24 protein-coding genes and 2 pseudogenes are annotated in these 26,302 nt (G+C 61.6%); 18 read left to right on the top strand and 8 right to left on the bottom strand.

What is annotated here, in order from left to right:
- Positions 1 to 886 precede the first annotated feature (886 nt).
- Together C9990_RS18410 and C9990_RS18405 are read right to left on the bottom strand one after the other, a co-directional pair.
- The gene (locus C9990_RS18410; protein ID WP_106804215.1) at positions 887 to 3,013 is read right to left on the bottom strand and encodes a TonB-dependent siderophore receptor; all 2,127 of its coding nucleotides are present in this window, start codon (positions 3,011 to 3,013) and stop codon (positions 887 to 889) included.
- A 93-nt stretch (positions 3,014 to 3,106) separates the two neighbouring features.
- A complete protein-coding gene (locus C9990_RS18405; protein ID WP_065906318.1) occupies positions 3,107 to 3,496 on the bottom strand; it encodes a DUF2946 domain-containing protein in 390 nt (129 codons plus the stop codon).
- 92 nt (positions 3,497 to 3,588) lie between these two features.
- Between C9990_RS18405 and C9990_RS18400 the strand changes: the two genes are divergently transcribed.
- The gene (locus C9990_RS18400) at positions 3,589 to 4,026 is read left to right on the top strand and encodes a DUF3995 domain-containing protein (RefSeq protein WP_065906320.1); all 438 of its coding nucleotides are present in this window, start codon (positions 3,589 to 3,591) and stop codon (positions 4,024 to 4,026) included.
- 1,165 nt (positions 4,027 to 5,191) lie between these two features.
- Positions 5,192 to 7,690, top strand: coding sequence for a TonB-dependent siderophore receptor (locus C9990_RS18390; protein WP_106804214.1), 2,499 nt, complete (start codon positions 5,192 to 5,194; stop codon positions 7,688 to 7,690).
- Positions 7,691 to 7,760: 70 nt separating this feature from the next.
- Here the strand turns inward: C9990_RS18390 and C9990_RS18385 are convergent, their stop codons facing one another.
- A complete protein-coding gene (locus C9990_RS18385; protein WP_106804213.1) occupies positions 7,761 to 9,146 on the bottom strand; it encodes a PLP-dependent aminotransferase family protein in 1,386 nt (461 codons plus the stop codon).
- Between the two features lie 183 nt (positions 9,147 to 9,329).
- On the opposite strand from C9990_RS18385, the pseudogene C9990_RS18380 reads away from it, so the two are divergent.
- Together C9990_RS18380 and C9990_RS18375 are read left to right on the top strand one after the other, a co-directional pair.
- Positions 9,330 to 9,770 (top strand): annotated as a pseudogene (locus tag C9990_RS18380) (carboxymuconolactone decarboxylase family protein).
- A gap of 92 nt (positions 9,771 to 9,862) precedes the next feature.
- Positions 9,863 to 10,192, top strand: coding sequence for a hypothetical protein (locus C9990_RS18375; RefSeq protein ID WP_065906328.1), 330 nt, complete (start codon positions 9,863 to 9,865; stop codon positions 10,190 to 10,192).
- A gap of 11 nt (positions 10,193 to 10,203) precedes the next feature.
- Here the strand turns inward: C9990_RS18375 and C9990_RS33110 are convergent.
- A pseudogene (locus C9990_RS33110) lies at positions 10,204 to 10,338 on the bottom strand (LysR family transcriptional regulator); the annotation flags it as partial.
- Between the two features lie 125 nt (positions 10,339 to 10,463).
- Here C9990_RS33110 and C9990_RS18365 point away from each other — a divergent pair.
- From C9990_RS18365 to C9990_RS18350, 4 genes are all read left to right on the top strand, one after another.
- Positions 10,464 to 11,159, top strand: coding sequence for a fumarylacetoacetate hydrolase family protein (locus tag C9990_RS18365; RefSeq protein WP_106804212.1), 696 nt, complete (start codon positions 10,464 to 10,466; stop codon positions 11,157 to 11,159).
- 36 nt (positions 11,160 to 11,195) lie between these two features.
- The gene (locus C9990_RS18360; RefSeq protein ID WP_106804211.1) at positions 11,196 to 12,095 is read left to right on the top strand and encodes an AraC family transcriptional regulator; all 900 of its coding nucleotides are present in this window, start codon (positions 11,196 to 11,198) and stop codon (positions 12,093 to 12,095) included.
- A 99-nt stretch (positions 12,096 to 12,194) separates the two neighbouring features.
- Complete coding sequence (locus tag C9990_RS18355) at positions 12,195 to 12,641, top strand: GNAT family N-acetyltransferase (protein ID WP_106804210.1); 447 nt, start codon at positions 12,195 to 12,197, stop codon at positions 12,639 to 12,641.
- A 3-nt stretch (positions 12,642 to 12,644) separates the two neighbouring features.
- Positions 12,645 to 12,905 (top strand): hypothetical protein, encoded by a 261-nt coding sequence (locus tag C9990_RS18350; protein WP_065906336.1) that lies wholly within the window; start codon positions 12,645 to 12,647, stop codon positions 12,903 to 12,905.
- 265 nt (positions 12,906 to 13,170) lie between these two features.
- Here the strand turns inward: C9990_RS18350 and C9990_RS18345 are convergent, their stop codons facing one another.
- On the bottom strand, positions 13,171 to 14,115 hold the full coding sequence (locus tag C9990_RS18345) for a diguanylate cyclase (RefSeq protein WP_106805684.1): 945 nt from the start codon (positions 14,113 to 14,115) through the stop codon (positions 13,171 to 13,173).
- A gap of 248 nt (positions 14,116 to 14,363) precedes the next feature.
- On the opposite strand from C9990_RS18345, the gene C9990_RS18340 reads away from it, so the two are divergent.
- Positions 14,364 to 14,612: a DUF1652 domain-containing protein gene (locus C9990_RS18340; RefSeq protein ID WP_065906338.1), complete on the top strand. Its 249-nt coding sequence runs from the start codon at positions 14,364 to 14,366 to the stop codon at positions 14,610 to 14,612.
- Here the strand turns inward: C9990_RS18340 and C9990_RS32500 are convergent.
- Positions 14,609 to 14,749 (bottom strand): hypothetical protein, encoded by a 141-nt coding sequence (locus C9990_RS32500; protein ID WP_162946075.1) that lies wholly within the window; start codon positions 14,747 to 14,749, stop codon positions 14,609 to 14,611. The two genes, C9990_RS18340 and C9990_RS32500, sit on opposite strands and share 4 nt — an antisense overlap.
- Positions 14,750 to 14,975: 226 nt before the next feature.
- On the opposite strand from C9990_RS32500, the gene C9990_RS18335 reads away from it, so the two are divergent.
- The 4 genes from C9990_RS18335 to C9990_RS18320 are packed head-to-tail and all read left to right on the top strand — an operon-like array spanning position 14,976 to position 16,783.
- On the top strand, positions 14,976 to 15,287 hold the full coding sequence (locus tag C9990_RS18335) for a YXWGXW repeat-containing protein (RefSeq protein ID WP_106804209.1): 312 nt from the start codon (positions 14,976 to 14,978) through the stop codon (positions 15,285 to 15,287).
- Positions 15,288 to 15,318: 31 nt separating this feature from the next.
- The gene (locus C9990_RS18330; protein WP_106804208.1) at positions 15,319 to 15,897 is read left to right on the top strand and encodes an RNA polymerase sigma factor; all 579 of its coding nucleotides are present in this window, start codon (positions 15,319 to 15,321) and stop codon (positions 15,895 to 15,897) included.
- Positions 15,894 to 16,319, top strand: a complete 426-nt coding sequence (locus C9990_RS18325; protein ID WP_106804207.1) for a hypothetical protein — start codon at positions 15,894 to 15,896, stop codon at positions 16,317 to 16,319. Before C9990_RS18330 ends, C9990_RS18325 begins: the two co-directional genes overlap by 4 nt.
- Positions 16,316 to 16,783 carry a periplasmic heavy metal sensor gene (locus C9990_RS18320; RefSeq protein WP_106804206.1) on the top strand — a complete coding sequence of 156 codons (468 nt, stop codon included), beginning with the start codon at positions 16,316 to 16,318 and terminating at the stop codon, positions 16,781 to 16,783. The genes C9990_RS18325 and C9990_RS18320 overlap by 4 nt, the downstream gene beginning before the upstream one ends.
- 215 nt (positions 16,784 to 16,998) lie before the next feature.
- Here the strand turns inward: C9990_RS18320 and C9990_RS18315 are convergent, their stop codons facing one another.
- Positions 16,999 to 18,432 (bottom strand): serine hydrolase, encoded by a 1,434-nt coding sequence (locus C9990_RS18315; RefSeq protein WP_106804205.1) that lies wholly within the window; start codon positions 18,430 to 18,432, stop codon positions 16,999 to 17,001.
- A gap of 24 nt (positions 18,433 to 18,456) precedes the next feature.
- Positions 18,457 to 19,371, bottom strand: a complete 915-nt coding sequence (locus C9990_RS18310; RefSeq protein ID WP_065906350.1) for a LysR substrate-binding domain-containing protein — start codon at positions 19,369 to 19,371, stop codon at positions 18,457 to 18,459.
- A 377-nt stretch (positions 19,372 to 19,748) separates the two neighbouring features.
- Here C9990_RS18310 and C9990_RS18305 point away from each other — a divergent pair, with 377 nt between their 5' ends.
- The 5 genes from C9990_RS18305 to C9990_RS18285 all read left to right on the top strand — a co-directional run bounded on the left by C9990_RS18305 (position 19,749) and on the right by C9990_RS18285 (position 26,135).
- The gene (locus tag C9990_RS18305) at positions 19,749 to 21,311 is read left to right on the top strand and encodes an ABC transporter substrate-binding protein (RefSeq protein ID WP_106804204.1); all 1,563 of its coding nucleotides are present in this window, start codon (positions 19,749 to 19,751) and stop codon (positions 21,309 to 21,311) included.
- 2 nt (positions 21,312 to 21,313) lie between these two features.
- Entirely contained in the window at positions 21,314 to 22,255 is a 942-nt protein-coding gene (locus tag C9990_RS18300; protein ID WP_065906353.1) for an ABC transporter permease, read from the top strand.
- Positions 22,252 to 23,130 carry an ABC transporter permease gene (locus C9990_RS18295; RefSeq protein ID WP_016977188.1) on the top strand — a complete coding sequence of 293 codons (879 nt, stop codon included), beginning with the start codon at positions 22,252 to 22,254 and terminating at the stop codon, positions 23,128 to 23,130. Before C9990_RS18300 ends, C9990_RS18295 begins: the two co-directional genes overlap by 4 nt.
- Positions 23,127 to 24,770: an ABC transporter ATP-binding protein gene (locus tag C9990_RS18290; protein WP_106804203.1), complete on the top strand. Its 1,644-nt coding sequence runs from the start codon at positions 23,127 to 23,129 to the stop codon at positions 24,768 to 24,770. The genes C9990_RS18295 and C9990_RS18290 overlap by 4 nt, the downstream gene beginning before the upstream one ends.
- 111 nt (positions 24,771 to 24,881) lie before the next feature.
- Positions 24,882 to 26,135 carry an OprD family porin gene (locus C9990_RS18285; protein WP_065906358.1) on the top strand — a complete coding sequence of 418 codons (1,254 nt, stop codon included), beginning with the start codon at positions 24,882 to 24,884 and terminating at the stop codon, positions 26,133 to 26,135.
- Positions 26,136 to 26,302 lie beyond the last annotated feature (167 nt).

Here is a 26,302-nt window from a genome sequence, read left to right as displayed (position 1 = left end):
GTGCAGCACCGCGACTCCCAAGCCCGAACAACAATTAAAACTGTGGGAGCGGGCTTGCTCGCGAAAGCGGTGTGTCAGTCGCTGGATAGCCTAACTGATCCACCGCCTTCGCAGGCAAGCCAGCTCCCACATTTTGCAGGTATTCCAAGGTTGGAACCGGGTTGTGCCGTCGGTGAAAATGCCGGCGCAGCACCGCTGGCCCCAAGCCCGAACAACGATCAAAACTGTGGGAGCGGGCTTGCCCGCGAAAGCGGTGTGTCAGTCGCTGGAGAGGCTGACTGATCCACCGCCTTCGCGAGCAAGCCAGCTCCCATATTTTGCAGGTATTCCAAGGTCGGAACCGGGTCGATCCGACCGCTCAAATGCCGGTGCAGCACCGCGACTCCCAAGCCCAAACAACGATCAAAACTGTGGGAGCGGGCTTGCTCGCGAAAGCGGTGTGTCAGTTGATGAATATGCTAACTGGTCCACCGCATTCGCGAGCAAGCCCGCTCCCACATTTGGGATGTATTCCAAGGTTGGAACCAGGTTGATCCGACCGCTCAAATGCCGGTGCAGCACCGCGACTCCCAAGCCCGAACAACGATCAAAACTGTGGGAGCGGGCTTGCCCGCGAAAGCGGTGTGTCAGTCGCTGGAGAGGCTGACTGACCCACCGCCTTCGCAGGCAAGCCCGCTCCCACATTTGGGGTGTATTCCAAGGTTGGAACCGGGTCGATCCGACCGCTCAAATGCCGGTGCAGCACCGCGACTCCCAGGCCCGAACAACAATCAAAACTGTGGGAGCGGGCTTGCCCGCGAAAGCGGTGTGTCAGTCGCTGGAGAGGCTGACTGATCCACCGCCTTCGCGGGCAGGCCCGCTCCCACATTTAGGGTGTATTCCAAGGCTAGAACTTGGTCTGTACCGCCAGCTCAAACGTGCGCGGGGCGCCCAGGTAGTACGCCGGGGAGACATGGGCAAACTCGGCATAGACTTCATTCGTCAGGTTACGCACGCGACCGGTGATCGAGGTGTGTGCGTCGACCTTGTAGCGCAGGAACGTCCCGAACAGCGTGTAAGCCGGCACTGTCTGGGTATTGGCGTTATCCGCGTACACCTGTGCCACGTACCGCGCATCCACGCCGCCTTGCCAATCCTCGGCAAAATCATACGTCAGCCACACATTACCCACGCGCTTGGGCACGTTGGTGGGCGTATTGCCCTTGCGCGAGACCACCGCGCCGCTGGCGACTTTCTCGTTGAACTCGTCGTACTCGGCATCTACCCAGGCGAAGTTGCCTTCTGCCAGCAGCCTTGGCGTGATGCGCAAGGAGCTGGCCAGTTCGATGCCTCTGGACGACTGCGCGCCGACCGGAATGCTGTTGGTGGGGTCTTGCGGATCGGTAACCGCAAAGTCCTTGCGCTCGATTTTGTAGGCCGCCACGGTAGCTGAGCCCCGGCCGTCCAGATAATCGAACTTGCTGCCCACTTCCCACTGTTTGCCCGTCGATACATCGAACACTTGCGTGGTGGTACTCGGTTGCTCGGCAGCGGTGCTGTATTGCACATAGACGTTGGCCGAGGGGATGAACTGGTACGTCAAGCCCACACGGCCGGTCACCGGCTCCCAGCTGCGGGTGAAATGCCGTGGGTTGCTGGCGGTCACCGCGCGGTGATTGGTGACATCCAGGTCGATGGCGTCATAACGCAGACCGGTCAGCAGCGACAATTTGTCAGTCAAACCCAGGCGATTCTCCACGAACAGCGCCTTGGTGGTGACTTCGCTGGTCTTGTCCTTGCCGAAGCTTTCCCGGGTGCGCGGGATGTCGTAGAAGTGCCCTGGATCGAAATTGTTCGGATCCACTGTGCTGTTGCCCGACACATTCAGCGGGGTGTTGGTGGTGCTGTTGACCTTGTACTCAAAGCCGCCGGACCAGGTGGTCGACAAGCCGAAGAGGCTGTCTTCGTGGCGCAGTTCGAACTGGTTGCCGTGCTGTTCACCCTGATGACGCACCTGATAGGCCGTGGAGCGGTTCACCGCGCTGTTGTCGGCGTTGTACTGGTAGGTTTCCAGGTTGCGGTAATCGCGCTGACTGTCCAGGTGGTAGAGCGTGTTCTTCAGCGTGGTGCTGTCGTTGATACGGTAGTCGATGATCGAGCGCGCCCAGATCGTGCGTTGCTCGTAACGGCCGTCGGCGACGTTGTAGTTGTTGAAACGATTGTGCTTGTCGATCTTCAGCTCGCCGGCCTTGGGGTTGAGCACCGGGGTGCCCCAATAGGGGCTGTCCTCGTGTTCATCCTGATATTCCAGGGCCAGCGTATGCGAAAGATTGGGGGTGAGATCACTGAGCAGGGAAAACGCCAGGCTCCAGGCGTCGCGCTGGTCGCGATCGATGTAGCTGTGGTTGGTATTGCGGCTCACATCCAGACGCGCGTAGTGCTGGACGTCGGCGCCAGGGTCGGTGAGCGCGTGGTTGACCCCCAGGGCCATGCCGACGGTGTCATAGCTGCCATAGGTCAGTTGGCCCTCGGCGGCCTGTTCCTCGCGGGTGGCCAACTTGGTCACGTAGTTGAGCGAACCCCCCACGGAGCCGGCGCCGTTGATCAGGGAGGAGGGGCCGCCGACTAATTCCACCCGGTCATAAATCCAGGCATCCACCGGTCGGGCCAGGCCCGTGGCGACGTTGATGCCATTGAACATCTGGGTGATCTGGTTGCTGGTGAAGCCACGATACGACACAAATCCGCCAAACCCCGGCGGCGCGCTGGCGTTGACGCCGGGCAGGGTGTTGGCCGCATCGCGGAAGGTCTTCGCCCCATGGCGCTCGATATCGTTGCGATTGGCAATCGCCACCGACGCCGGGGTTTCCCGCACGCTCAAGCCCAGCCGCGAAGCGACGCCGCTGGATTGGTCCAGGGCCAGGCCGGGCTCGGCGGTTTGCTCGCCATCAACGGTGGTAGGTGCCAGTTCAATGGCCCAGGTGCAGACAGGCAGGCAGCCGAAAAGGCCCGCCAACAGAGGTAAATGTTTCATGTTGAATCCTGAAAAGCTTGGCTCGAAAACAACGCACGGCCGCCCGTCCTTCCTTGCGGAAACGGTGGTCAGTGCAGATCGGAACGCGAAGGATCAGGCGAGGGCGGGTGGCGCACGCGGATGGGCCGTGGGCCAGGTGAAACGGGCAGGGATGTCAGCGGCAGCAACGATCGCCGGTGGTGGCGCATGGGGTTGCGGCAACACCGCCACATTCAGGCTGGAATTGAGCGCCGGGCCCATGCCGCCGGTCGAGCACAACGGGCAACCAAACGCCTTGGACAGCGTCGGCAGTTGCTCATCGGCGGAGTTGGACGGCTTGGGTGCCTGGGTACGCGGGTCGACGGTACAGAACTGCCCGCCGATGCCGTTGAGTTGCATCCCGACCATCTGCCCATGACCAATACTGCAGGCGAACACATTGAACAGGACGCAGCAATAAAGCATCCAGGCAATGAGCGAGCGGTCGGCACGGGCGATTTTCATGGGGCGGCACTTTACCATCAGCCGCCGACGAAATGCCTGCAAAAAATCTCAGGGCGACTATCCTGTCTCGCATCTTTTCAGGGAGAACCGTCATGAGCTTTGTCATCGCACGATGGATCGTCGGCGTATTCACCTGTATCAGCATGGTGCACCTGTACTGGGCCGCCGGCGGCAAACTCGGCAGTCTCGCCGCCATCCCCCAACTACCCGGTGAATTCGCCAGCGGCCCACGCCCGGCGTTCAAACCCTCGGCGCTGGGGACCTTTCTGGTAGCGATGGGGCTGGTGGCGATCGCGCTGTTGGTGTGCCTGCGAGCGGGCTTGTACTTCTCGGCGGTGTCCCATGGGGCGTTGCAATGGGGAATCAGCGCGATTGCCGTGGTGATGTTTGCCAGGGCGATTGGGGATTCGGAGTTGGTGGGGTTCTTCAAGAAAGTCGGCGGGTCGAGGTTTGCCCGACTGGATACGTATTTTTATTCGCCGTTGTGTCTGGTGTTGGGGGTAGGGTTGTTGGTGGTGGCGTGGGGGTGAACTTGGCTTCGTTAGCCTAAGCCCAACTGGCGCAGTCATGGTCGTCCATGTAAATCAAGAACGACAAACTTATGTCCGTCATCCTAAATGGATATCCCGTTGTTTCAGATAGAATACGTTCAAGTTGTCGGGAGTTTTCGACCGGTCGGGAAAATCGCACCCAGCGGCGTAAAAAGTTTCGCAAAGAGATATTATTAATACCTTCAACTCATCGGTATTAAGTTTTCTGTTTTTGATCCATGGCTTCTCTAAAGCTTCATCAATCTTTGTTTCTAAGTAAATCATTGATTAATGCCAATGCTAGAGCGGCTTACGCGGAGTGGTTTAATCAAAAGTGGAACTGGGTGAGGGGGCGAATGGAGGCTGGCTATGGGGCATAGGAAGCCATCATGTATTTTTGAACTCAAAAAATAATCATCAGCTCCGTTTATATAAATATTTGGGTCGCAAGGCGATATGTATTTGGCCTTGAATTCAATTGATGCATTTTTGTTAATTGCTTGAAAGTAAAGCTGATCCTCATTGGGTGTGATGTTCAAGAAAAACACTTCTCGAATGGGTAGATTTTTATTTTCAAGTCGCGAATGCCATGGCAATCAATCCCCATTCTGCAAGTGTGATAGCCTTTGCCCTCCTATTTAGTCGGTAATGTGTCTGGGAAGTCAGGGATGGCGAATCCTAATGACGGTCTATCATTGTCTATCTGCAAAGAAAATAATACGATTTTTCCAATCTCTACAGGTTTGATGAATAACTTCTCGAAGACTATATTTCTCTCTAGTTCATTCCAGTATTTCATTCTTATCCTGAAATCGTAATGTTCCTTGGCTCTGCGTAGGGCGCGAAAACGTAGCGTCCAGCTGTTGCGCAGAACCATCGCCTTGCACCCGTACTTGATAGCTTCCGTGACGTCTCGGTAAAGGGCAAGGCGTCGGATTCTGCGCAGGACAAACCGCTGGACGAGCGGTTCAAAAAATCAGAAAAGGCCCACCCATCGAGGGAAAAAGCCTCAAAAAAACACTCCCCGAAGCCACACAAAAAAGCGCCGCAGCTGATTGCAGCTGCGCTGGCAGAATGAATCTCAAATAAAAACTTCTCTCATTACTACCCGATTTCCGGACATGGCCGTCATGGTTTATAGAACCTCTCCTACACAGGATTTCCCATGTCGCGCCTCGCTCGTCCTTTGCATCCACTGGCCCTTTCAGTGGCGATAGCCTTTGCCGCCGTGCCGTTGCTGACCGTCCCGACCTCCTTCGCCGAAGAAAGCCGCGCGGTGCGTGGCTTCCAGATTCCGGCTGGCGACTTGAGCCAGGCTCTCAACAGCCTGGCCGAGCAGGCGGGCCTGGTGCTGGCATTCGACGCAAGCCTGACGCGGGGTAAGCACAGCAACGGCCTGAGCGGGCAATACGATATCGACGTGGCGCTGACCCAGTTGCTCACCGGCAGCGGCCTGCAGGCCCTGAAGCTCTCCGCCGATCGCTACCGCCTGGAGGCCATCGCGCAGAGCGGCGGCGCCATGGAGTTGCAGGCCACCACCATCAGCGGCGCGTACCAGAGCGAAAGCCCCACCGGGCAGGTCTCCGGTTATGTCGCGACGCGCAGTTTGTCGGGGACCAAGACCGATACTGCGGTGATCGAAACCCCACAGTCGATCTCGATTGTCACCAAAGACCAGATGCGCGCGCAGAATGCCGAGAGCCTCAACCAGATCCTGCGCTACAGCGCCGCCGTGATCCCGGAAACCCGTGGCGCCACCGCGTCGCGCCTGGACCAACTGACCATTCGTGGCTTTGCCCCGGCCACCTACCTGGACGGCTTGCGGATGCCATCGAGCCGTGACGCCTTGCCACAAAAAGACGCGTTCGACCTGGAGCGCGTCGAAGTGCTGCGCGGCCCGGCCTCGGTGCTGTACGGGCAGGGCACGCCGAGCGGGGTGGTCAACATGGTCAGCAAGCGCCCGCTGGACACGCCGTTTCACGAAGTCGGCGTTGAATACGGCACGTTCAACAAGAAACGCACTACCTTCGACCTGAGCGGTCCGATCGATGATCAAGGCGTGTATTCCTACCGCGTCGCCGGCCTTTTCGATGATGCGGACGGCCAGGTCGAACACACCGAGACTCGCCGCCAGTCGCTGTCCAGCGCATTCACCTGGCGCCCGGATGAGGACACCTCGCTGACCCTGCTCGGGCATTTCCAGAAGGATCCCAAGGGCGCGTCCTACGGTTCGGTCCCGGCGTGGGGCTCGGTGCTGCATAGCCCCACCGGGCGCAAGATCGATGTGGACTTCTACGACGGCGAGAAGAATTTCGAAAAAAGCGACCGCGAATACTACTCCCTCGGTTATGCGTTCGAACATCACTTCAACGATGTGTGGACCGTGCGCCAGAACGCGCGTTACCTGCGCACCGAAGGCCAGTACCGCAGCCTTTACAGCAACTACCTGTTGACGGACTACCGCACCATCCGGCGCTCGACCATCGCCAGTGACGTCGACATGGATGCCTACACCCTCGACAACCAGCTGCAGGCCAAGTTTGACACCGGGCCGTTGCAGCACACGCTGTTGATGGGCCTCGATTACCAGAACACCAGCACCGACACCAAGTCCGGTTCGGGCGTTTACACCGCCGGGCCGACCCTCGACATTTTCGATCCGGTCTACGGCGCGGCCGTCCCGGTACCGGCGTACACCACGGATGGCACCTCGCGCAGTGAACAGACCGGCGTGTATCTGCAAGAGCAGATGAAGTGGGACAAGTGGGTGCTGCTGCTGGGTGGTCGCTATGACTGGGCAAGCACCGACAACAGCACGCAGACCCTGAGCACCGGTGCCAAGACCAAGTCTTCCCTGGACAGCAAGGCGTTTACCGGCCGTGTCGGCCTGGTCTACCTGTTCGACAATGGCCTGGCGCCGTATGCCAGCTATGCGGAGTCATTCAACCCGCAGTCGGGAACCGGGTATGGCGGTTCGGTGTTCAAGCCGACGGAAGGCAAGCAATACGAAATCGGCATCAAGTACCAGCCGCCGGGCAGCAACAGCTTTATCACCGCGGCGATTTTCGACCTGCGCCAGACCAATGTACTCACGACCGACCCGGATCCGACCCACCTGTGTGGTTCCGGTCGCTGCCAGAGCCAGGACGGCGAAGTGCAGTCGCGAGGCTTTGAACTCGAAGGCAAGGCCAGCCTCAACGACAACCTGGATATCACCGCGGCCTATGCCTACCTGGATAACCGCATCAGCAAGTCCAACAGCACCGTGCGCTATGCACCGATCAGCGACATCGGCGTAGGCCCTGCCATCGACGCCGAAGGCACCACCACCTACGCGGTACCGCGCCACACCGCTTCGGCGTGGGCCGACTACACCTTCCACGACGGCCACCTCAAGGGCTTCGGCGTCGGCGCCGGCGCGCGCTATGTCGGTTCGTCCTGGGGCGATACCGCCAACACCCTGAAGGTGCCGGGCTACACGCTGTTCGACGCCGCGGTGCACTACGACATCCCGAATATCGCCAACCTCAAGGACAACCTGCGCCTGGCGCTCAACGCCACTAACCTGGCGGACAAAGAGTACGTCGCCTCCTGCTACTCGTACTCGTGGTGCTGGTATGGCTCGCAGCGCACGGTGCAGGCAAGCGCGACCTACCAGTGGTGATCTGAACAAAGGTCTTGGCGAAAATGTACGCGAGCAGCATCGCCAAGGCTTGTCAGGGCGCGCGTGAACGCTAGCCCGTAAGGCATTCGAGGAGACGTTGACCCAAGGCCTCGGCGCTGGACTGGGAGTCGATATTGGCAAAGCCCAGCAGCAGGCCGGGGCCGTTTTGCTGCACCATGCTCCATTCGCTCAAGGCCTCGGCAAAAATGCCGGCGTCGGCCAGCTTCTTCACCAGCAAACGGTCCGATTGCGGGGCCTTGAGCCGCAGGACCAGGTGCATCCCTCCCGGCTGCGCATCGATGCCAATATGCTCGCCCAACACCTTGCGCAGGCCGTTGGCGGTGGCGTCGCGGCGTTCGCCATAGAGCTTGCGCATGCGCTGGATATGGCGGGCGAAATGCCCCTCGGCGATAAAGCTGGCGACGATCGCCTGGGTCAGTTCCGGGCAATGGCCGAGAAAGCTCTGGCTCACCTGCGCAAAGTGCGCAACCTGGGAGGAGGGCACCACCAGGTAGGCCAGGCGAATGCCGGGGAACAGCACTTTGCTGAACGTGCCGGCGTACAGCACGCGACCCTCGCGGTCCAGGCTCTTGAGGGCAGGCAGCGGGCGGCTGACATAACGGTATTCGCCGTCATAATCGTCTTCGATGATCCACGCCTGCTGGCGCGTGGCCCATTCCAGCAACTCCAGGCGACGCGGCAGCGACAGCGACACGCACAGCGGGCTCTGGTGGGCGGGGGTGACGATCACCGCACGGGCGTCGCCGGCCTGGCGCACGCACAGGCCATCGGCGTCTACCGGGAGCGGCACGGTGTTGATGTGCAGGTACTCGAGCAGGGAGCGTGTCGGCGGGTAGCCCGGGTCTTCCACCAGCACCCGGTCGCCGGGCTTGAGCAATGCGTGGGTGATCAGGCTCAAGGTGTTGCGATAGCCCGCGGTGACAAACACCTGCTCCGGCGTGCAGTGGATACCCCGGGCCACCTGCAAATAGCTGGCGATGGCGGTCCGCAGCGCGGGCAGGCCCTGGACCGGCGGGTTGGCCATGTCGGCCAGTTGCGTGGCACGCACGCAGCGGGCGGCGATTTTCGACCAGATCTTGCGCGGGAAGGCATCCAGCGCGGGCAGGCCCATCTGGAAGGGCAGCACCGGCTGCTGACGGCGCACCGCGTGGTAGGGCGCGGCCACCACGCGCGTGGGCAGGGCGGCCTCGATACCCTGGGCCACCACCGTTCCGGCCTGGCCGCGCGACTCCAGGTAGCCCTCGGCGGTGAGCAATGAGTAGGTGCTGTCGATGGTGCCGCGCGCCAGCCCCAGCTCCTTGGCCAGGGCCCGCGCCGCCGGTACGCGCTCGCCCGGCTTGAGCAGCCCTTCGGCAATGGCACTGCGAAAACGCCAGTAAAGCTGGCGGTAGATCGGTTCGGCGTCGGTGAGATCCGGCGGGGGCAGGGTGTACATGGGGCCTGGCTCCAGGTCGTGGCTGATCTCACTCTACCGGGGCCATGACCCATTCCCAAGTGCCATAAATGCATTAAATGACCAGGCCATCATGGTCTATGCATCAGCGCCATTCTTGGCTCTTCAGAGGTGAGCCATGGCGCCGCAAGATGGCCCCTTCACTCAACCGCAACAGGATTTACCATGACCACTCGCCTCGATTACACCCAAGCATCCCCGGAAGGTTACAAGGCTTTCGGCGGCGTCTACGTCTACCTGTAGAACAGCGGCCTGCCCAAGGCGCTGATCGACCTGGTGTACCTGCGCGTTTCGCAGATCAACGGCTGCGCGTTCTGCATCGACATGCACTCGCGGGACTTGCTCAAGCAAGGCCTGGCCGTGGATAAACTGGTACTGGTGCCGGTGTGGCACGATGCCCGCGACGTGTTTACCGCGCGTGAACGCATCGCACTGGCCTTCGCTGAAGCCGTTACCCGCAGTGATGTGTCGGACGCGGACTACGCTGCCGCCGCCGCCGAATTCAATGCCAAGGAACTGGCTGACCTGACTTACGGCATCGCCCTGATGAACGCCTTTAACCGCCTTGGCGTCACCTTTCGCACCACGCCGGCAGCGGCGGCCTGAAACATTGCGCAAGAAGGCAATTTAATGGCCCCCCTGTAGGCAAATCCTCGCCAAAATCACTTTTATTTTCAGGTGGTTAGGTGAGGAAGCAAATGCGCACTGTTGGAATCATGCTGATCGCCTGCTCATTGGCCGGCGGCGCGGCTGCCGTGCAGGCACGGGAGCTGCGCGAGGGTGACAAGTACATGTGCAGTTGGGGCGCCGGCACCGCCGCCAGGGCCCAGGAACTCAAGCTGTCGGGCGTGTCGCTGTACGCCGCGCGGCAGAAGATCCAGACCATCAAGTTCAGCAAATCGTGGATGCGCATGATGGCCATGGGCATCACCGAACAGACCTATGACAGCCGTTCACGGCTCAAGCCCGAGGCGATTCGCCAGAGTTTCTACCAGGATTGCCTGCGCTATAAAGTGGCGCGCAAATAACCTCCGGCGGTTTAAAAAGACTGCGGTGAGCCGGCATCTTCCTGGAAAAATACGTTCGCCGTGGCGATAAACCATCGGTTCGCCTGGGACAGGTATTCAGCGGCGCGCCAGCACAGCTTGAAGTGCATGAACTGCGCAGGCTCGAATAATGATGCCGGGCAGTGCGCCGCAGGAGCAAACACCGCCCAGTGCAAAATCTGCGTAAGCCTGTCCAACTTCGTCGCGGGCACCCTCGCCATACTGGTGCCAGGCAAACCAAGAGGCACAGACCATGACCGAGTATGTCTTCACCCCCGCGCAAACCCCCTCGTTGGCAGTCAAGGGCAGCGACGCGCGCTTCCCCTTGCGCCGGGTCTTTTGCGTCGGCCGCAACTACAGCGAACACGCCCGCGAAATGGGGCACGATCCGGACCGCGAACCGCCTTTTTTCTTCATGAAACCCGCAGACGCGGTGGTGCCGGCCGAGGGCGTGATCGCCTATCCGCCGCTGACCGCCGACCTGCATCACGAAGTCGAACTGGTGGTGGCGATCGGCAAGGGTGGGGTGGACATCAATCCTGAAGACGCCTTGTCCCACGTCTGGGGGTATGGCGTCGGCATCGACCTGACGCGCCGCGACCTGCAGGCCGAGGCGAAAAAGCTCTCGCGTCCGTGGGAGTGGGCCAAGGCTTTTGACGAATCCGCACCGACCACCGCGTTGCAACCGGTGAGCGCCGTCGGGCATCCGTCCAGCGGCAAAATCTGGCTCAAGGTCAATGGTCAGCTCCGTCAGGTCGGCGACTTGGCGGACTTGATCTGGAACGTCAGCGAAGTGATCAGCCACGCCTCCAAATCCGCAGCCCTCAAGCCCGGCGACCTGATCTTCACCGGCACGCCCGCCGGTGTCGGCGCGGTGCAGCGCGGTGATGTGCTCAGCGCCGGCATCGACGGCGTCGGCGAGTTGCGTTTCACCCTCGGCCAGGGTTGAGGCTACAGTGGTGCCCAGGCCATCCGAGAGACCGTTATGCCAGGCACCCGCGTCACCACTTACGGCATGGAGCAGCGCAGCGACCGCCCCGACTTCTACATCCGCGACAAACGCGGCAGGGCGGCGCTGACCAGTCCTCATCGCCATGAGTATTTCCAGATCCAGATCAACCTTGGCGGCGACACCGTGCAGCATATCGGCGGCGCGGTGCGGCCGTTCCCGCGTAATACCCTGGCATTCATCCTGCCGCATCGGCTGCATGTGATCCCGCATCCCGAGGATGGCGAGTTCTTGTTGATCAACTTCAGCCAGGCGTTTTTCCTGCCGCAGTTGACGTGCGATCCGCTGGACCTGGAAGACATCCCCATCGGCCAGGCGCCGGAACTGTCGCCGTTTCGCTTCCAGGAACAGCTCGACTTCATCCTCGACGATGCCACGTTCGAGCAGGTCAAAACCTGGCTGGCGCATATGCGCGACCTGGATGCCCATCGCACTTTCGGCGCGCGCGAGCGCCTCAAGGGCTATCTGTTCCAGCTGATCGGCCTGGTCTGCGAGCAATACGCCGAGCCGTTACAGGCGTTCGCTGCCAACAACGCCACCCGACGCGGGCGCAAGGATGCCCTGGCGCGGGTGCAGGCGCATATCCGCGAGCACCTGCATGAACCAACCCTCAACCTGACCGATACGGCCGCCGCGGCCTTTTTGTCGCCCAACTACCTGACCCACCTGCTGCGCAAGGAAACCGGCAAGCCTTTCTCGCAACTGGTGCTCGACCGCCGCATGCAATTGGCGCGCACGCTCTTGCTCAACGGCACGCAGATGATTGGCGTGATTGCACATCGCTGTGGGTTTACCGATGAGGCGTACTTTTCCCGCTGTTTCCGCAAGGCTCACGGCATGGCGCCGGGGCAATTCAGGCGTCAATCCACTGCATAGCGGCCGGCTTGCCGCTGCCTGTTAAGGCGTTTTACAAATCCACGACAATCGGTGTGTTTCTATTTGCATACAATTGCGCACTTCATCAGGGAGGCCAGTATGCAAACACGTATCCGCGTGGCGACGACGGATGACATCGACACGCTTTTTGCCATCCGCACCTCGGTGGTGCAGAACCACCTGAGCCGCGAGCAGATGGCCGACCTGGGCATCACGCCGCAGGTGCTGGCCGACACTATCCAGGCAGCGCCCTGTGCCTGGATTGCCGAGGTGGAGGGCCAGCCGGTGGCGTTTGCCATGGTCGACCTGGCGCAGGGAGAGGTGTTTGCAATGTTCGTCTTGCCGTCGCACGAGCGCCTTGGCCTCGGACGCCAGTTGATGGCCGTGGCCGAGGCGGCGCTGTTCAAGCATCACCAGCGACTGTTCCTGATCACCGATGGTGGTGCCGACATTCGCGCCAACGGTTTCTACCAACGCCTGGGCTGGTCGGTAGTGGGCCGGGTCGAGGGTGACGACGTGCGTTATGAAAAGAGCAGGGTGGACTGAACCATGAGGCCCCTTGAGCCGCAGCCGTCCAACAGCCTGCGCTACTATGCGGTCGGGGTGCTGTGCGTGGCGGTGCTGCTCGGGGGGTATTTCATGCAGCTCAACGCCAAGGCGGATCGCCAGCGCGAGGAGGCCGCCGAGCGCCTGGCACTGTGTCGGCAAGTTGAACGGGTTGCCAGTGTGGCAGTGTCCGGCAGCCTTGAACTTCGCGATAGCTGCAAACAGTTGAGCGAACAGTCGATCAGCAGAGGCGCACCGAATTAATCAATAACCCTTTCTTATACGTGGATAAATAAGCGGAAGTTGCACCAAAAAGTGGCATTGATACCGCTGACTCCCTTTAAAAAAGTGTGGTTATTGAATGACTTACAACACTTTTAATCCGACGAAAGGATTAAAATAATCTTGTTACGGCTTTTTACAATCGGTAATATTGCCGGGCGTTCACCTCCCACGGTTTATGCATTTTTAAATCCCAAGTTTCCATCAGCTACTTGGGATTTTTTTTGCCTGTCATTTGACCTCGGCGTCAAACTTCACCCTCGGCAAACTCTGCGCGCATGCGTCCATTACGTTTGGCCTGGTACAGCAACTTGTCGACGTCTTCGACAAAACCCAGCATCGCACTCTCGGGTGTGACGATCCGCGTACCGACACCCAGGCTCAAGGTCAGTTGGTTGGCGACGGGCGAAAAGCCGTGTTCAATCTGCTGCTGGCGGATCAGATGCAGGCAGCGTTGTGCCACTTGCCGGGCCGACGCCGCGTCGGTTTCCGGCAGCAGCCACACAAACTCTTCACCGCCGATACGCGCAATGAAATCCCGTGGGCGATTGGCCGCCTGCGACAGTGTGCGTGCCACCTGGCGCAGGCATTCGTCACCCTTGATATGCCCGTAGTGATCGTTGTACTGCTTGAAAAAATCGATATCCAGGATGATCAACGACAGCGGCAACTGGCTGCGCTGGGCGCTGGCCCATTCGCGCTCCAGCACGGTGTCGAACATGCGCCGGTTGGCGATGCCGGTGAGGCCGTCCTGATAGGAATATTCCTCGAGTTGTTTCTGCAGGCGCACCAGGTGTTCTTCGGTCTTCTTGCGCTCGCTGATATCGAACATGAAGCCAATCAGTGCCTCGACTTCGCCCTCTTTGCGCACCACATGCACCACATCCCGAATCCACACGTAGTCGCCATTCGCCGTCAGTGCGCGGTAATCAGCCTCGTGGTCGACGCCGGCGCGCGATTGCGACACGCAGAAATTCACCACGTATTCGCGGTCATCCGGGTGCATGCGTTCGACCCAGTCATCGACGCTGACCCAGCTTTGCGGGGTCCAGCCGAGCAATGCCTCGATCTGCGGGCCGATATAGCTGAAGGTCATGGTCTGCCAATCGATGCGCCAGGGGATGGCCTTGGTCGACTCCAATAGCGTCTTGTACACGTCACTGTCGGGCTGGCTCGGAGGGGCGATGCGCATGCTGGAATGCTCGAGATGATGGCCAAAAGCCAAGAGCGTCTTTTGATCCACGCCTGGAGTCAAGTCCAGGCTTTGGCAGTAGACGAGAGGTCTGGTTGACCGCTTTTCTGACGCCAGCGAACCGGCGGTTTCGGGGCAAAATGAGTCAGGGTTGGCACTTTTGCGTGAATAGCCCCACCCCCTGCAAAACCTCATCTACTCTGTCTGCATCACAACTACCGGGTGAGGCCCAGGGAAGGGGACTTATCATGATTTCCATCGTCGAATTCAACCGCATCATGGCCTCCGGCTTCCTGCCGCTTGCGTGCGATTGCACGGTGAACAGCGACGGTTCGCTGCGCATCAGCGTGTTCGAGCCAGTGTCCGGACGCGTCGACCTGCTGCTGACGCGCGTGTCCCCCGAGGGTCTGGACAGCATCCGTTCCATCGCAAACCTGATCGGCGAACTGCGCACCGAGCTCAAGGCCGGCCGCCGTGGCTTTGCGGCGGTCAGTTAGCTGTCGACGGTGTGGCTGGGCGTGTCGAGCGCGCCGTAGTAGCGCCAGCAGCAATGGCGGTGCTCCGGCAGGATCACGCAACCGCTGAGGCTGACGATCAGCAGGGCGGCAACCAGCATGGTAAGGCGACGGTACATGGTGTTTCCTCTTGGTTTTACCTGCGTTAATCCTTCAACGCGGCCACCCGTGTAAATCCGTCGCGAAGCTTTCAGATATTTCATCAAGCCCTCTCATCCCCTGCGCAATACTGCTGGCGAGCACTGCCCGAAAATAAATCCGCGCGGCCCGCGACGGATTTTTTGCGCACCCGCCGTTCAACCCATCAGCAACCCGCACTTTCGCCGGTTGCATGAAGGAGTTGCCATGAGACCCCTGGCCAAATTGCGTTTTGCCTTGCTTGCTCCGCTGGCCCTCGCCGCGTTTGTGAGCACCCCGACTTTTGCCCAGACCGAAATCATCATCCAGCAGGCACCCCCGCCGCAGCGTGTGGAAGTGATTCCCGCCCAGCGCCCCGGCTACGCCTGGGACCGAGGCCACTGGCGCTGGGAAGGGCGCGGCTACGGTTGGGTGCCGGGTCACTGGCAGCCGGTGATGCGCAATGCGCGTTGGGAGCCCGGCCACTGGGAAGCCCATGGTCCGAACTGGTACTGGCGCGAAGGGCATTGGATCCGCTGAAACTTGACCCTTGGCCCCGAGAACTACCCGATTGAAAGACACTGATCCGGACGTTGAACTGCTGGCGCGTATCGGCAATAACGAACCTGCCGCCGTCAACGAAATGGTGACGCGCAAGCTCCCGCGTTTGCTGGCGCTCGCCAGTCGGATCCTGGGCGATGCCGATGAGGCCAAGGACGTGGCCCAGGAAAGCTTCCTGCGTATCTGGCGCCAGGCGGCCAACTGGCGCAGTGGCGAGGCGCGTTTCGACACCTGGTTGCACCGGGTCGCGCTCAACCTGTGTCACGACCGCCTGCGCCGGCGCAAGGAGCGCCCGCTGAGCGAGGAGGACACGGCGGAATTGGCGGACAGTGCGCCGCCACCGGATGAACAGCTGGAAACCCTGGACCGCAGTGCCCGCATGGCCGCCGCGTTGGCGGCCTTGCCCGAACGCCAGCGCGAAGCCATCGTGCTGCAGTACTACCAGGAGCTGTCGAATATCGACGCCGCGGCCCTGATGAATATCAGCGTCGAGGCACTGGAGAGCCTGCTGTCGCGGGCCCGACGCCAGTTGCGCAGTCAACTTGCCGACACACCCGGGCTTGCCCGCCCAGGAAGGGGAAAATCATGACACCCGAACGCTTTGCTTATCTGGCCGACGTGTACGGGGCGGACCTGCAGCGCTGGCCCGACACCGAACAGCGCGCCGCCCAGGCGTTGCTCGACAGCGGCAATCTGCATGCGCGCGACGCCCTGCAGCAGGCGCGCTGGCTCGACCATCAGTTGGACAGCCATCAACTCGCGTTGGCCGACCCGGCGCTGGTGCGGCAGATACGTCAATCCGCGCCACGCTCATTCTGGTCACGCTACGCCAGCTGGTTATCGCCCGCCGGCCTGGTCGGTGTGGGCATTGCCGGCATCGTCACCGGGATGCTGGTGGCGTCCATGAGCGTGCCGTTGCCCATGTTGTCATCCGAAGTGCTGCCCAGCGTCTTCGACCAGGGCGACGCCGAAGTCGTCTTCACCGTCAACGCTGAGGAAACCGAGCAATGACCGTCAGATCCCTTAAACCGTGGTTGTTCGTTTCGGTGTTGCTCAATGTGTTCTTGATCGGCGGGGTCGGCGGTGGCCTTTACCACTGGATGGCCAGCGCCAAACCGGCGCAAGTGCTGGTCAACCAGCACGGCCTGCGCCAGGCCATGATCAAGCTGCCACCTGAGCGGCGCAGGGAACTGCGCCAGTTGCTGCGACGCAACAGTGCCGACAGCCAGCCGTTGATCATGGCCGGACGTGAGGCGCGCATGGGGGTGATCAAGCAGCTGGAGGCACCCACGCTGGACCATGAAGTGTTGGTGGCCGAGTTGGCGAAGGCGCGCGAGGCGGATGCAGCGCTAAGGGCGTTGGTGGATGGCACCCTGGCGCAGTTTGCCGGGACCTTGCCGCAGGATGAACGGCAGAAACTGGTGGAGGCGTTGTACCTGCGCGGGCAGGAGCGGGGGAAGAAGCCTCGGTCTTGAGTCCATATCCGTTGCTGCGGTCGCGGTTGCCATGGGTTGCGCTTTTACAGCGGGTCACTTTGGAAAAGAGCCGGAATGCCGGCCCAGCCCAAAGTAACCCAAGGGCTCGCATGGCGACCACGGTCAACCTGTAGAAGCTGGCTTGCCGGCGATGCCGGCACCTGGGTGTTACGCCCAGCCAGGTTCTAACGGTTCTATGTGGTGAGCGGGTTGACTTACAGGCGTTTGCCTACCAGCACTTCCTGCTCTCGCTCTGCGCTGTTGACGTTCACCGTGCGGGCGAGGCTCACGCTGTTGCCTTCAAACACACATTTCACCCGATCCCTGAATGCGGTCTGCGGATAGATCCAGGTCATCTCCAGCGTCTTTTGATCCAGCCAGCGGGCACCGGCCACAATCTGTGCGTGGTTGAATTCGTAACCGTGGTGCAACGCACGGCCCGGCATGCTGGTGAGGCCTGTGAGCCAGTGGTCGATGCCGATCTGCAAGCGATGGGTGGCCTGGCTGTCGGTCAGTTCGAAGGTGAGTACATTGCCTGTAAACGCGAACGACAGTTGGCGCACGCCAAGCCCGTTTTCGGCCATGGCAAATACGCGCATCGAATCCTCGGGCGCTGGGCAGTCTGAAACCAATAGAGGCTGCTCAGCCATGCTCGCCAGCCGTTTCTCCAGCCGTGCATCGGCTTCGGGCTTCACGCTGCAATCCTCGCTGAAGGCTGCGGGAAAATAACGCTCGATAAACGGCACGATCTCTGCCGAGTTTTTCATCCCACCTACCAGCACCAAGGTTGCGTTGTGTTCGCGGTACACCGCGGCCATCTGCACGAACACCCCCAGCGCACTGAAGGCTGGGCGCGGTTTCATCATCCAGTGGTAGCCGTAGCGGCTGTCGGGGCCACCCTGGGGTTGGGTAGCGGCCTGGACCCACGCCGCCGGCAATACCTGCCGGCCGTCCCAGACACCGTTCTGGGCGTGCAATACCGCCAGTTTCAGCGCCGCCGACACGGGGGCGGTGAGGCCGTTGCCGCCGGGGTTCACGCCGTCCGGGCCGATGTCCCAGGTTTCATTGTGAATATCCAAGGGGATGAACAGGCGTGGCTTGAGGTAGTCGTGCAGGGTTTGGCCGGCGACGCGGTTGATCAGCGCCGAGAGCATGTAGCTGGCCGCGCTGGTGTACACGTATTCGGTGCCCGGCGCGTAGGCCAGGGGGATCTTGAAGAACTCGGCGATCCAACTGGTGCTGATGCTGCGCCACACCGAGCCGGAGGTGTTGCTGGCGTGCCCGGTGCGCATGGTCAGCAGGTGTTCGACAGTCATGTCGGCCAGGCGCGGGTCGGCGTTCGCGGGGACTTCATCGGGGAAGAAACGCACCAGCCGATCATCGAGATTGAGCAAGCCTTCTTGGATGGCCAGGCCGATGGCGCAGCCGGTAAAGCTCTTGGCCATGGAGTGCAGCACGCGTGGCTCATTGGGATCTACCGGCCAGGTCCAGCCTTCGGCAACCACGTGGCCGTGGCGGTGCAGCATGAAGCCGTGCAGGTCGAGGCCGGCGGCCTTGACCTCGTCCAGAAACGCGATCAAACGGTCGGGGTCAATGCCAAGGCTGCTGGCGCTGGCGCGGGGCAGACCATCGTAGGAAGTCAGGGGCATGAAAAGGCTCGGCAAGGGTGGCGATCAACGGCTGCGGTGTACCAGCCGGGAATAGGAAATCAGCATGCTGGTGAGTTCCTGGCTGACCCCGGTGAGGGGCGCTGAACGGCGGCTGATCAGGCACACATCACGGGGCGCCAGGGGTTCTTCGATGGCGATGGTGGTGAGTGCGCTGGAAAACAGCTTCATCCCCGGCAGCATGCGCGGTTCGATGGTCAGGTAGTCGGTTTCCGAGACGATGTGCAGGGTTTCCAGCAGCGAGTCGGTGGTAATCGCGATCTTCGGCGGCGCCAGGCCCTGGGTGCGGAACAGCTGGACCAGGCGGTTTTCCGCGCCACCGATGACACCGGTGGAGCGCACGCTGATCCATTGGCAGTCCACCAGTTCCCGCACCGATCTGGCCTGGCCCAACGGATGGCCCTTGCGCGCGATAATGCCGGCGCTGGAGCTGTAGAGACGGTCGATGGACAGGTCGATATCGGTGACATTCGGTGCCAGCGGGCACAGCACGAAATCCAGGCGACCATCGCGGACCTTTTCGACCAGGCCCTTGGTGGTGCCGCTGGCCACGTGCACCTGGATGCGCGGGAAGCGTTGGGTGAAGTTGCTCAGCACCGGCACCAGCAGCTCGGCCAGGGGCTCGGAGGTCACGCCCAGGTCGATATGGCCTTCGGGCTCGCCTTTCCAGGGTTGCAGGTCGAGCAGCGCGCGTTCGCAATCGAGGGTGATGGAACGGGCGCGCACCAGGAACACTTCGCCAGCCGACGTCAGGTTGATGCCTTGGTTCGAGCGTTGCAGCAAAACCACGCCGAGTTCTTTTTCGAGGGTCTGGATCGATTGGGTCAGGGTGCTTTGCGCCACGTCCAACTGGCGCGCGGCAGAGCGGAAACTGCCTTTTTCGACCACGGCACAGAACGCACGAAGATGGGTGAGTGTCATGAAGGACGGCCTCGGGTTGAGCATTTGAACCATTGAATACCCGCCAGCTTATCTGATGGCTCCAGGTGCGCACAGATCGGTTTGGCCGATCAGGTTCATTATTTCTGAACGCGCGCAAACGGCTTCGGGCCCTGATTTTTCGGTAGGCTGGGGACAGGTTGTGAACGGCTCGGAAGGTGATCGGAAAAGCCGAGCCTGATCACCTGGAGCGTTCTTCTCAAGCTTGCCGCGTGAAGAATAAGATCGGTCCAGGAACATTCGCCGACCGTGAAGGCGACTAAAACAACAACAACTATCCAGGTGTTCGGCCGTGCCTCTTTTTGGGTCCTGCCAGCGTCCGAACCCCAAGCGTAAGGATCATTTAAGGTGCATTTATCATGAACAAGACTTTAATCCTGGCAGGCGCTTTGTCTGCGGCGCTGGCGGGTACTGCCCACGCCGAAAGTGTGTTGAAGGTGGCGCTCAACGCCGATATCCGCAGCACCGACCCCGGTGTCAACCGCGACACCAACTCCGACGCGGTGATCATGCACCTCACCGAAGGGCTGGTGGCCTTTCGTGAAGACGCCACCGTCGGCCCGCTGCTGGCCAAGGACGTGCAGGTGTCCGACGACGGCCTGCGCTACACCTTCCACCTGCGCGACGGGGTGAAGTTCCAGAATGGCAAGGCGCTGACCTCCGCTGACGTGCTGTGGACCTGGAAGCGCTTCCTCGACCCCAGGACCCAATGGCGCTGCGCGCCTGAATTCGATGGCCATGGTGGCGCCAAGATCGTCGACATGAGCGCCCCGGACCCACTCACCGTGGTGTTCACCCTCGACAAGCCCAATGGCCTGTTCCTTACCAGTACCGCACTGCCGGAGTGTGGCGGCAGCGGCATCCTCTCCTCGGACTCGCTCAACGCCGATGGCAGCTGGAAGGCCCCGGTCGGCACCGGCCCGTTCAAGCTGGGCGAGTGGAAGCCCGGTCAATACGTCGAACTGCTGCGTAACCCCAACTACAGCGCCCGCGATGAACAACAGCCCGATGGCTACACCGGCAACAAATCCACCACCCTCGACCGCGTGCGCCTGCTGGTGATCCCGGACCCGGCCGCCGCCAAAGCCGCCTTGCTGTCTAAAAACGTCGACTTGCTGATCGACGTCACCCCGCTGGACGCCACCGAGCTGGCGGCCAACCCCGGCGTGCGTGTGACCTCAAGCGGCACCATGTCGGTCAACGCCTTGCTGTTCCAGACCCGCGACCCGCTGCTCAAGGATGTGCGCCTGCGCCAGGCCATCGCCCATGCGCTGGATTCGGCGCAAATCGTCGAAGCCCTCACCGGCGGGCGTTCCAAGGCCAACAACTCGATGGTCGCCAGCGGCAGCCATTACCACACGGCCGTCGAAGACCAGGGCTACACCTTCGACCCGGCCAAGACCGCGCAGTTGTTGCGTGAGGCTGGCTACAAGGGCGAGCCGATCAAACTGATCGTCAACAAACGCTACGCCGCGATTTTCGACATGGGCGTATTCGTGCAGGCCATGGCCAAGGCCAGCGGCATCAACCTGGAGCTGGAGACCCTGGAGTGGGGCACGCAACTGGAGCGCTACCAGAGCGGCAACTACCAGATGATGGCGTTCCCGTACTCCGAGCGCCTCGACCCGGCCCTGAGTTTCGATTCGATGACCGGCGACAAAGACAAGGAAGCCCGCAAGGTCTGGGACAACCCCCAGGCCCGTGAATGGCTGCGTGAAGCCCAGCGCGAAGGCGACATTACCAAGCGCCAGGCATTGTTCGATCAACTGCACCAACAGATGATCAAGGATGTGCCGATGATCCCGATGTACAACGGCAACGCGATTGCCGCCAGCCGTGACTACGTCAAGGGCCTGCGCACTTGGCCGGTGTCCAAGCCGCGCCTGTGGACCGTCAGCGTCCCTGCTTCCGGGAGCAATTGAGGATGTTTCGTTTTATCTCCCAACGCCTGGCGATGTCAGTCCCGACCTTGCTGCTGATCTCGCTGATGGTGTTCGCGATCATCCGCCTGGTGCCTGGTGACCCGGCCCTGCTGATGCTTGGCGACATGGCCGACGCCCATAGCCTGGAGGTCGCGCGTGCGTCCCTGGGCCTGGACCAGCCGCTGCCAGTGCAGTTTGTAATCTGGTTGAAGGCGGTGCTCAGCGGCGACCTTGGGCATTCGATCACCACCAATGAGGCGGTGCTACCGCTGATCCTCGATCGCTTCCAGGTGAGTGCCGGGATTGTGTTGGTGTCGGTATTGCTGGCTGCCTTGATTGCGGTGCCGGCCGGCTTGCTGTCGGCGTGGAAGCAGGACAGTGCACTGGACTTTGGCGTGGTGTCGACCGCCACGCTGCTGCTCTCGATCCCCAGTTTCTGGCTCGGCCTGCTGTTGCTGTATGCGTTTGGCATCAAGCTGGGCTGGTTGCCGGTGGTGGGCTACGTGTCGTTCGGCCAGTCACCGTGGCAGGCCTTGAGTTTCATCGTGTTGCCGATCGTCACCCTGACCCTGGTGGAGCTGGGTGCAATCACCCGCATGGCGCGGGCCAGTGCCATCGAGGTGTTGCGCCTGGAGTACATCACCCATGCACGCGCCAAGGGCCTGTCGGAACGTGCGGTGCTGTGGCGCCATGCGTTGCGCAACTCGTTTGCACCGACCCTGACCCTTATCGGCCTGATCCTCGGCAACCTGCTCAGCGGCATTGCCGTGCTGGAAACCGTGTTCACCCTGCCGGGCATCGGCCGCCTGATGGTCGACGCCATCTACGCCCGTGACTACCCGGTGCTGCAGGGCTGCCTGCTGCTGGTGACCTTTGTCTATGTGCTGGTCAACCTGTTGGTGGACCTGCTGTACCCGCTCTTCGACCCCAGGGTTAAGTTATGAATAAGCCACTGCCTGTTGCACCCGAGGTGCTACTGCCTGCACCGGTGCGTGCCCCCAGGGCCTGGCGCGTGCCGCCGTTGAATGCGCTGATCGGTGCGTTCCTGTTGGGCTTGCTATTGATCATGGCCGCGCTCGGCCTGGTATGGACGCCCCATGATCCGCTGGCGCTGAACCTGCTGGCGCGGTTGCAGGCGCCGACCGCCGCGCACTGGCTGGGCACCGATGAATACGGTCGCGATGTCTTGAGCCGCTTGATGATCGGCGCGCACACCAGCCTGTGGGTGAGTGTGCTGACGGTGAGCATGGCGATTATCGCCGGCACCTTCCTCGGCTTGCTGGCCGGTTTCCTGCGCGGCTGGGTCGACCGTGGCCTGATGATGATCAACGACGCGCTGCTGGCGTTCCCCGGCATCCTGCTGGCCCTGGGCTTGATGGCGATCATCGGTCCGAGCCTGTACGGCATCGTCTTCGCCCTGAGCCTGGCCTATACGCCGTCGGTGGTGCGGGTGGTGCGCGGCACGGTGTTGTCGCTGCGCGAGAAGGAGTTTGTCGAGGCCTCGCGGGTGATCGGCAATTCCGAGCTGTACACCATGCTGCGCCATATTGCGCCGAACTGCGTGGCGCCGGTGTGCGTGCTGGCCACCAGCATGTTCGGCTGGGCGATCCTGGCGGAAAGCTCCCTGAGCTTCCTCGGCCTGGGCGTGCCGCCACCGGCGGCGACCTGGGGCAACATGCTCGCGGCCAGCCGGCCGTATATCGCCACGGCCAGTTGGCTGGGGCTGTTTCCCGGTGTCTGCATCGCCATGGCGTTGCTGGCGTTCAACCTGTGTGGCGATGCCTTGCGTGACCGCCTTGATCCACGGATGAGTAAATGACCATGACTGATGTATTACTGGCAGTCGATCACCTGAAAATCCGCGTCGGCACCCACGGCCCGTTGGCGGTCAACGACCTGAGCTTCACCATCGCGCCGGGGGAAATCGTCGCGTTGGTGGGCGAGTCCGGCAGCGGCAAGACCATGGCCGCCCGCGCCGCCATCGGCCTGCTGCCGCCACCGCTGCAACACTGCGGCGGCCAGGTGCGGTTCCAGGGCCATGACCTCAACAGCCTCAAGCCCGAGCAACTGCGCCAACTGCGCGGGGCCAAGATCGGCATGGTGTTCCAGGAACCCATGGTGTCGTTGAACCCGTCCATGAGCATCGGCGAGCAAATGGCCGAGGGCCTGCGCCTGCACACCAAGCTCACGGATGCGCAGATCCGCGAACGCAGCCTGGAGATGCTCGGCCATATCGGCATCAAGGACGCCGAACGTTGCCTGGCGGCGTTCCCTCATGAGTTCTCCGGTGGCATGCGCCAACGCATCATGCTCGCTTCGGTGATGCTGCTGCGCCCGGCGCTGCTGATTGCCGACGAACCCACCACGGCCCTGGACTGCCTGGCGCAACTGGACGTGTTGAAGCTGATGCTCGACCTGACCCGCGAGCAGGGCACGGCGATTCTGTTTATCAGCCATGACCTGTCCCTGGTGGCGCGCTACGCCGACAAGGTGGTGGTGATGCGCGAAGGCCGCGCGGTGGAGCAGGGCACCATTGAGCAGATCCTGCTGGCGCCCAAGGCCGAGTACACCCGCCAGTTGCTCGAAGCCTTGCCACGCCGTGGCGTGTTGGCGGACTTGCCCCAGGCCGACGGCCCGCTGCTGACGGTCCGCGACGTGTGCATCGAACACCCTGGCCCGCGCAGCCTGTGGGGCCGCACGCCGTTCAAGCGCGTGGTGCATTCGGCCAACCTCAGCATCGCACCGGGCGAAACCCTGGCGCTGGTGGGCGGCAGCGGCTCCGGCAAGACCACCCTGGGCCGCGCGATTGTCGGCCTGAACAAAGCCTGTGCCGGCGCCATCGAGTTTGAGGGCGTGGACATCCTCAAGTCCGGCAACCGCGAACACCGTTTGCAATGCCAGATGATTTTCCAGGACCCGTATTCGTCCCTCGACCCGCGCATGAAGATCGGCGACATCCTCGCCGAACCGCTGCGCCATGTACCGGGCATGAGCGCCGAGCACAAGCGTGAACGCGTCACCAGGACGCTGCTGGATATCGGCCTGGCCGAGCAGTTTGTCGACCGCTTCCCGCATCAATTGTCCGGTGGCCAGCGCCAGCGTGTCGCCATTGGCCGCGCGCTGGTGCGCCACCCACGGTTGGTGATTGCCGACGAGCCGATCTCGGCCCTGGACATGACCATCCAGAAGCAGATCCTGGAGCTGTTCGAACGCCTGCAGGCGCAGTACGGCTTCGCCTGCCTGTTCATCTCCCACGACCTGGCGGCGGTGGAGCGCATCGCCCACCGGGTCGCGGTAATGAGCGAGGGCAGGGTGGTGGAAATGGGCGCGCGGGATGAGATCTTCGACCGCCCGCAGCACCCCTATACCCGCAAGCTGCTGGCCGCTGCCAGCCCCTTGGAGAAACTTGAAAACGGTGGCTACCGCATTCGCCAAGGCCCTGTACCGCTAGCGCTGTAACCCAGGACTGACGTCACCCGCCGCGCAAATCGCCGATTTGCGCGAACGGCGAAGCCATGCCCGAAGAACAATAAAAACCCCCAACCATGACACTGCCAGGAGCTTAAAAAAATGAAAAAATCCCTGACTCAACTCATCACCGGCGTGGGCGTCGTGAGCAGCGGGTTGATCCCGTTCGCCGCCCATGCAGATTTCATCAAGGACAGCAGCGGTACGCTGGAATTGAAGAACTACTACTTCAACCGTGACTACCGCGAAGAAGCCAGCCAGTCGGTGCGCGCCGAATGGGCCCAGGGCTTTCTGCTGGGGATCAAGTCCGGCTTTACCGAGGGCACGGTAGGTTTTGGCCTGGACGCCATGGGCATGCTCGGCTTGAAGCTCGACTCCAGCCCGGACAAATCCGGCACCGGCTTGCTGCAACGTGACAGCGACAAGCGCGCTTCCGACAGCTACTCCAAGCTCGGCGTGACCGCCAAGGCACGCTTCGCCAAGAGCGAACTGCGCGTGGGCTACCTGGTGCCGGATCTTCCGACCCTGCAACCCAATACCAGCCGCCTGTTCCCGCAGTCGTTCAGTGGCACGCAGCTGGTGTCCAATGACATCAGCAACCTCAAGCTCAGCCTCGGTCAGTTGGACCAGGCCAAGGACCGCGATTCCACCAACTACGAAGACATGAAGCTGACCACGGTCAGCAAGGTCTACAAAAGCACGGCCCTGAGCGATCAGTTCCGCTTCGCCGGCGGCGATTATTCGCTGACCCCCAACACGTTGCTCAGCTACCACTACGCCGCGCTCGACAGCATCTACCACCAGCAATACGGCGGCTTCAAGAACAGCTTTGGCCTGGGGCCGGGCAGCCTGAAGACCGACGTGCGCTACTTCAAGGCCGACAAGGACGGCGCTGGCCTCGCGGGTGATGTCGATAACCGCGCCTTGAGTACACGCCTGACCTACCAGTATGGCGGCCACAGCATCGGCGGCGGCTTCCAGCGGCAGTTCGGCACCACGCCGTTCACCTACCTGGATGGTTCGATCAGCTACCTGTTCACCGAGTACCAGTTCACCAACTTCACCCAGACCAAGGAGCGCGCCTGGCACGCTCGCTACGACTACAACTTCGCCGACCTGGGCCTGCCGGGCCTGCTGTTCGGGATCAAGTATGCCAAGGGTGATTCGGCCGAGGTGATCGGCTTCAACGGCGAAGGCCGTGAATGGGAACGCGATCTGGACATCAGCTACGTGGTGCAGACCGGCCCGTTCAAGGGGGTGTCGATGCGTTGGCGCAACGCCCTGGCCAAGGGCAACTTCTACAACGACGTCAACGAGAACCGCGTGCTGCTGGGCTACACCCTGGCGCTCTGGTAAGCGTGTGTCTGAGGCTTAGTTGTGATGAGCGGGGCAAGCCCGCTCATCACACTGTCCCCGATCGGCATCACAACTGATCGGTTTTGCAGATCAAGATAGCCCCGGCCGCCCTTACAGGCGATCACCCGGTCTCGATACTCTTTTCAACAGCATCTTTTCTCCAGAAC

Source organism: Pseudomonas sp. S5D5 (assembly GCF_003013355.1).
GTDB lineage: Bacteria > Pseudomonadota > Gammaproteobacteria > Pseudomonadales > Pseudomonadaceae > Aquipseudomonas > Aquipseudomonas aylmerensis.
Note: the sequence above shows the minus strand (reverse complement) of the source record. Positions and strands in the feature narration are given on the sequence as shown.

What these genes read in the sequence shown, in the direction of transcription:
- C9990_RS18355 (WP_106804210.1), top strand. Translation starts at nt 12,195, where the DNA reads ATGCAAACACGTATCCGCGTGGCGACGACGGATGACATCGACACGCTT.
- C9990_RS18335 (WP_106804209.1), top strand. Translation starts at nt 14,976, where the DNA reads ATGAGACCCCTGGCCAAATTGCGTTTTGCCTTGCTTGCTCCGCTGGCC.
- C9990_RS18325 (WP_106804207.1), top strand. Translation starts at nt 15,894, where the DNA reads ATGACACCCGAACGCTTTGCTTATCTGGCCGACGTGTACGGGGCGGAC.
- C9990_RS18320 (WP_106804206.1), top strand. Translation starts at nt 16,316, where the DNA reads ATGACCGTCAGATCCCTTAAACCGTGGTTGTTCGTTTCGGTGTTGCTC.
- C9990_RS18360 (WP_106804211.1), top strand. Translation starts at nt 11,196, where the DNA reads ATGCCAGGCACCCGCGTCACCACTTACGGCATGGAGCAGCGCAGCGAC.
- C9990_RS18400 (WP_065906320.1), top strand. Translation starts at nt 3,589, where the DNA reads ATGAGCTTTGTCATCGCACGATGGATCGTCGGCGTATTCACCTGTATC.
- C9990_RS18340 (WP_065906338.1), top strand. Translation starts at nt 14,364, where the DNA reads ATGATTTCCATCGTCGAATTCAACCGCATCATGGCCTCCGGCTTCCTG.
- C9990_RS18305 (WP_106804204.1), top strand. Translation starts at nt 19,749, where the DNA reads ATGAACAAGACTTTAATCCTGGCAGGCGCTTTGTCTGCGGCGCTGGCG.
- C9990_RS18350 (WP_065906336.1), top strand. Translation starts at nt 12,645, where the DNA reads ATGAGGCCCCTTGAGCCGCAGCCGTCCAACAGCCTGCGCTACTATGCG.
- C9990_RS18345 (WP_106805684.1), bottom strand. Translation starts at nt 14,115, where the DNA reads ATGCGCATCGCCCCTCCGAGCCAGCCCGACAGTGACGTGTACAAGACG.
- C9990_RS18385 (WP_106804213.1), bottom strand. Translation starts at nt 9,146, where the DNA reads ATGTACACCCTGCCCCCGCCGGATCTCACCGACGCCGAACCGATCTAC.
- C9990_RS18290 (WP_106804203.1), top strand. Translation starts at nt 23,127, where the DNA reads ATGACCATGACTGATGTATTACTGGCAGTCGATCACCTGAAAATCCGC.
- C9990_RS18390 (WP_106804214.1), top strand. Translation starts at nt 5,192, where the DNA reads ATGTCGCGCCTCGCTCGTCCTTTGCATCCACTGGCCCTTTCAGTGGCG.
- C9990_RS18365 (WP_106804212.1), top strand. Translation starts at nt 10,464, where the DNA reads ATGACCGAGTATGTCTTCACCCCCGCGCAAACCCCCTCGTTGGCAGTC.
- C9990_RS32500 (WP_162946075.1), bottom strand. Translation starts at nt 14,749, where the DNA reads ATGTACCGTCGCCTTACCATGCTGGTTGCCGCCCTGCTGATCGTCAGC.
- C9990_RS18295 (WP_016977188.1), top strand. Translation starts at nt 22,252, where the DNA reads ATGAATAAGCCACTGCCTGTTGCACCCGAGGTGCTACTGCCTGCACCG.
- C9990_RS18410 (WP_106804215.1), bottom strand. Translation starts at nt 3,013, where the DNA reads ATGAAACATTTACCTCTGTTGGCGGGCCTTTTCGGCTGCCTGCCTGTC.
- C9990_RS18300 (WP_065906353.1), top strand. Translation starts at nt 21,314, where the DNA reads ATGTTTCGTTTTATCTCCCAACGCCTGGCGATGTCAGTCCCGACCTTG.
- C9990_RS18315 (WP_106804205.1), bottom strand. Translation starts at nt 18,432, where the DNA reads ATGCCCCTGACTTCCTACGATGGTCTGCCCCGCGCCAGCGCCAGCAGC.
- C9990_RS18405 (WP_065906318.1), bottom strand. Translation starts at nt 3,496, where the DNA reads ATGAAAATCGCCCGTGCCGACCGCTCGCTCATTGCCTGGATGCTTTAT.
- C9990_RS18310 (WP_065906350.1), bottom strand. Translation starts at nt 19,371, where the DNA reads ATGACACTCACCCATCTTCGTGCGTTCTGTGCCGTGGTCGAAAAAGGC.
- C9990_RS18375 (WP_065906328.1), top strand. Translation starts at nt 9,863, where the DNA reads ATGCGCACTGTTGGAATCATGCTGATCGCCTGCTCATTGGCCGGCGGC.
- C9990_RS18285 (WP_065906358.1), top strand. Translation starts at nt 24,882, where the DNA reads ATGAAAAAATCCCTGACTCAACTCATCACCGGCGTGGGCGTCGTGAGC.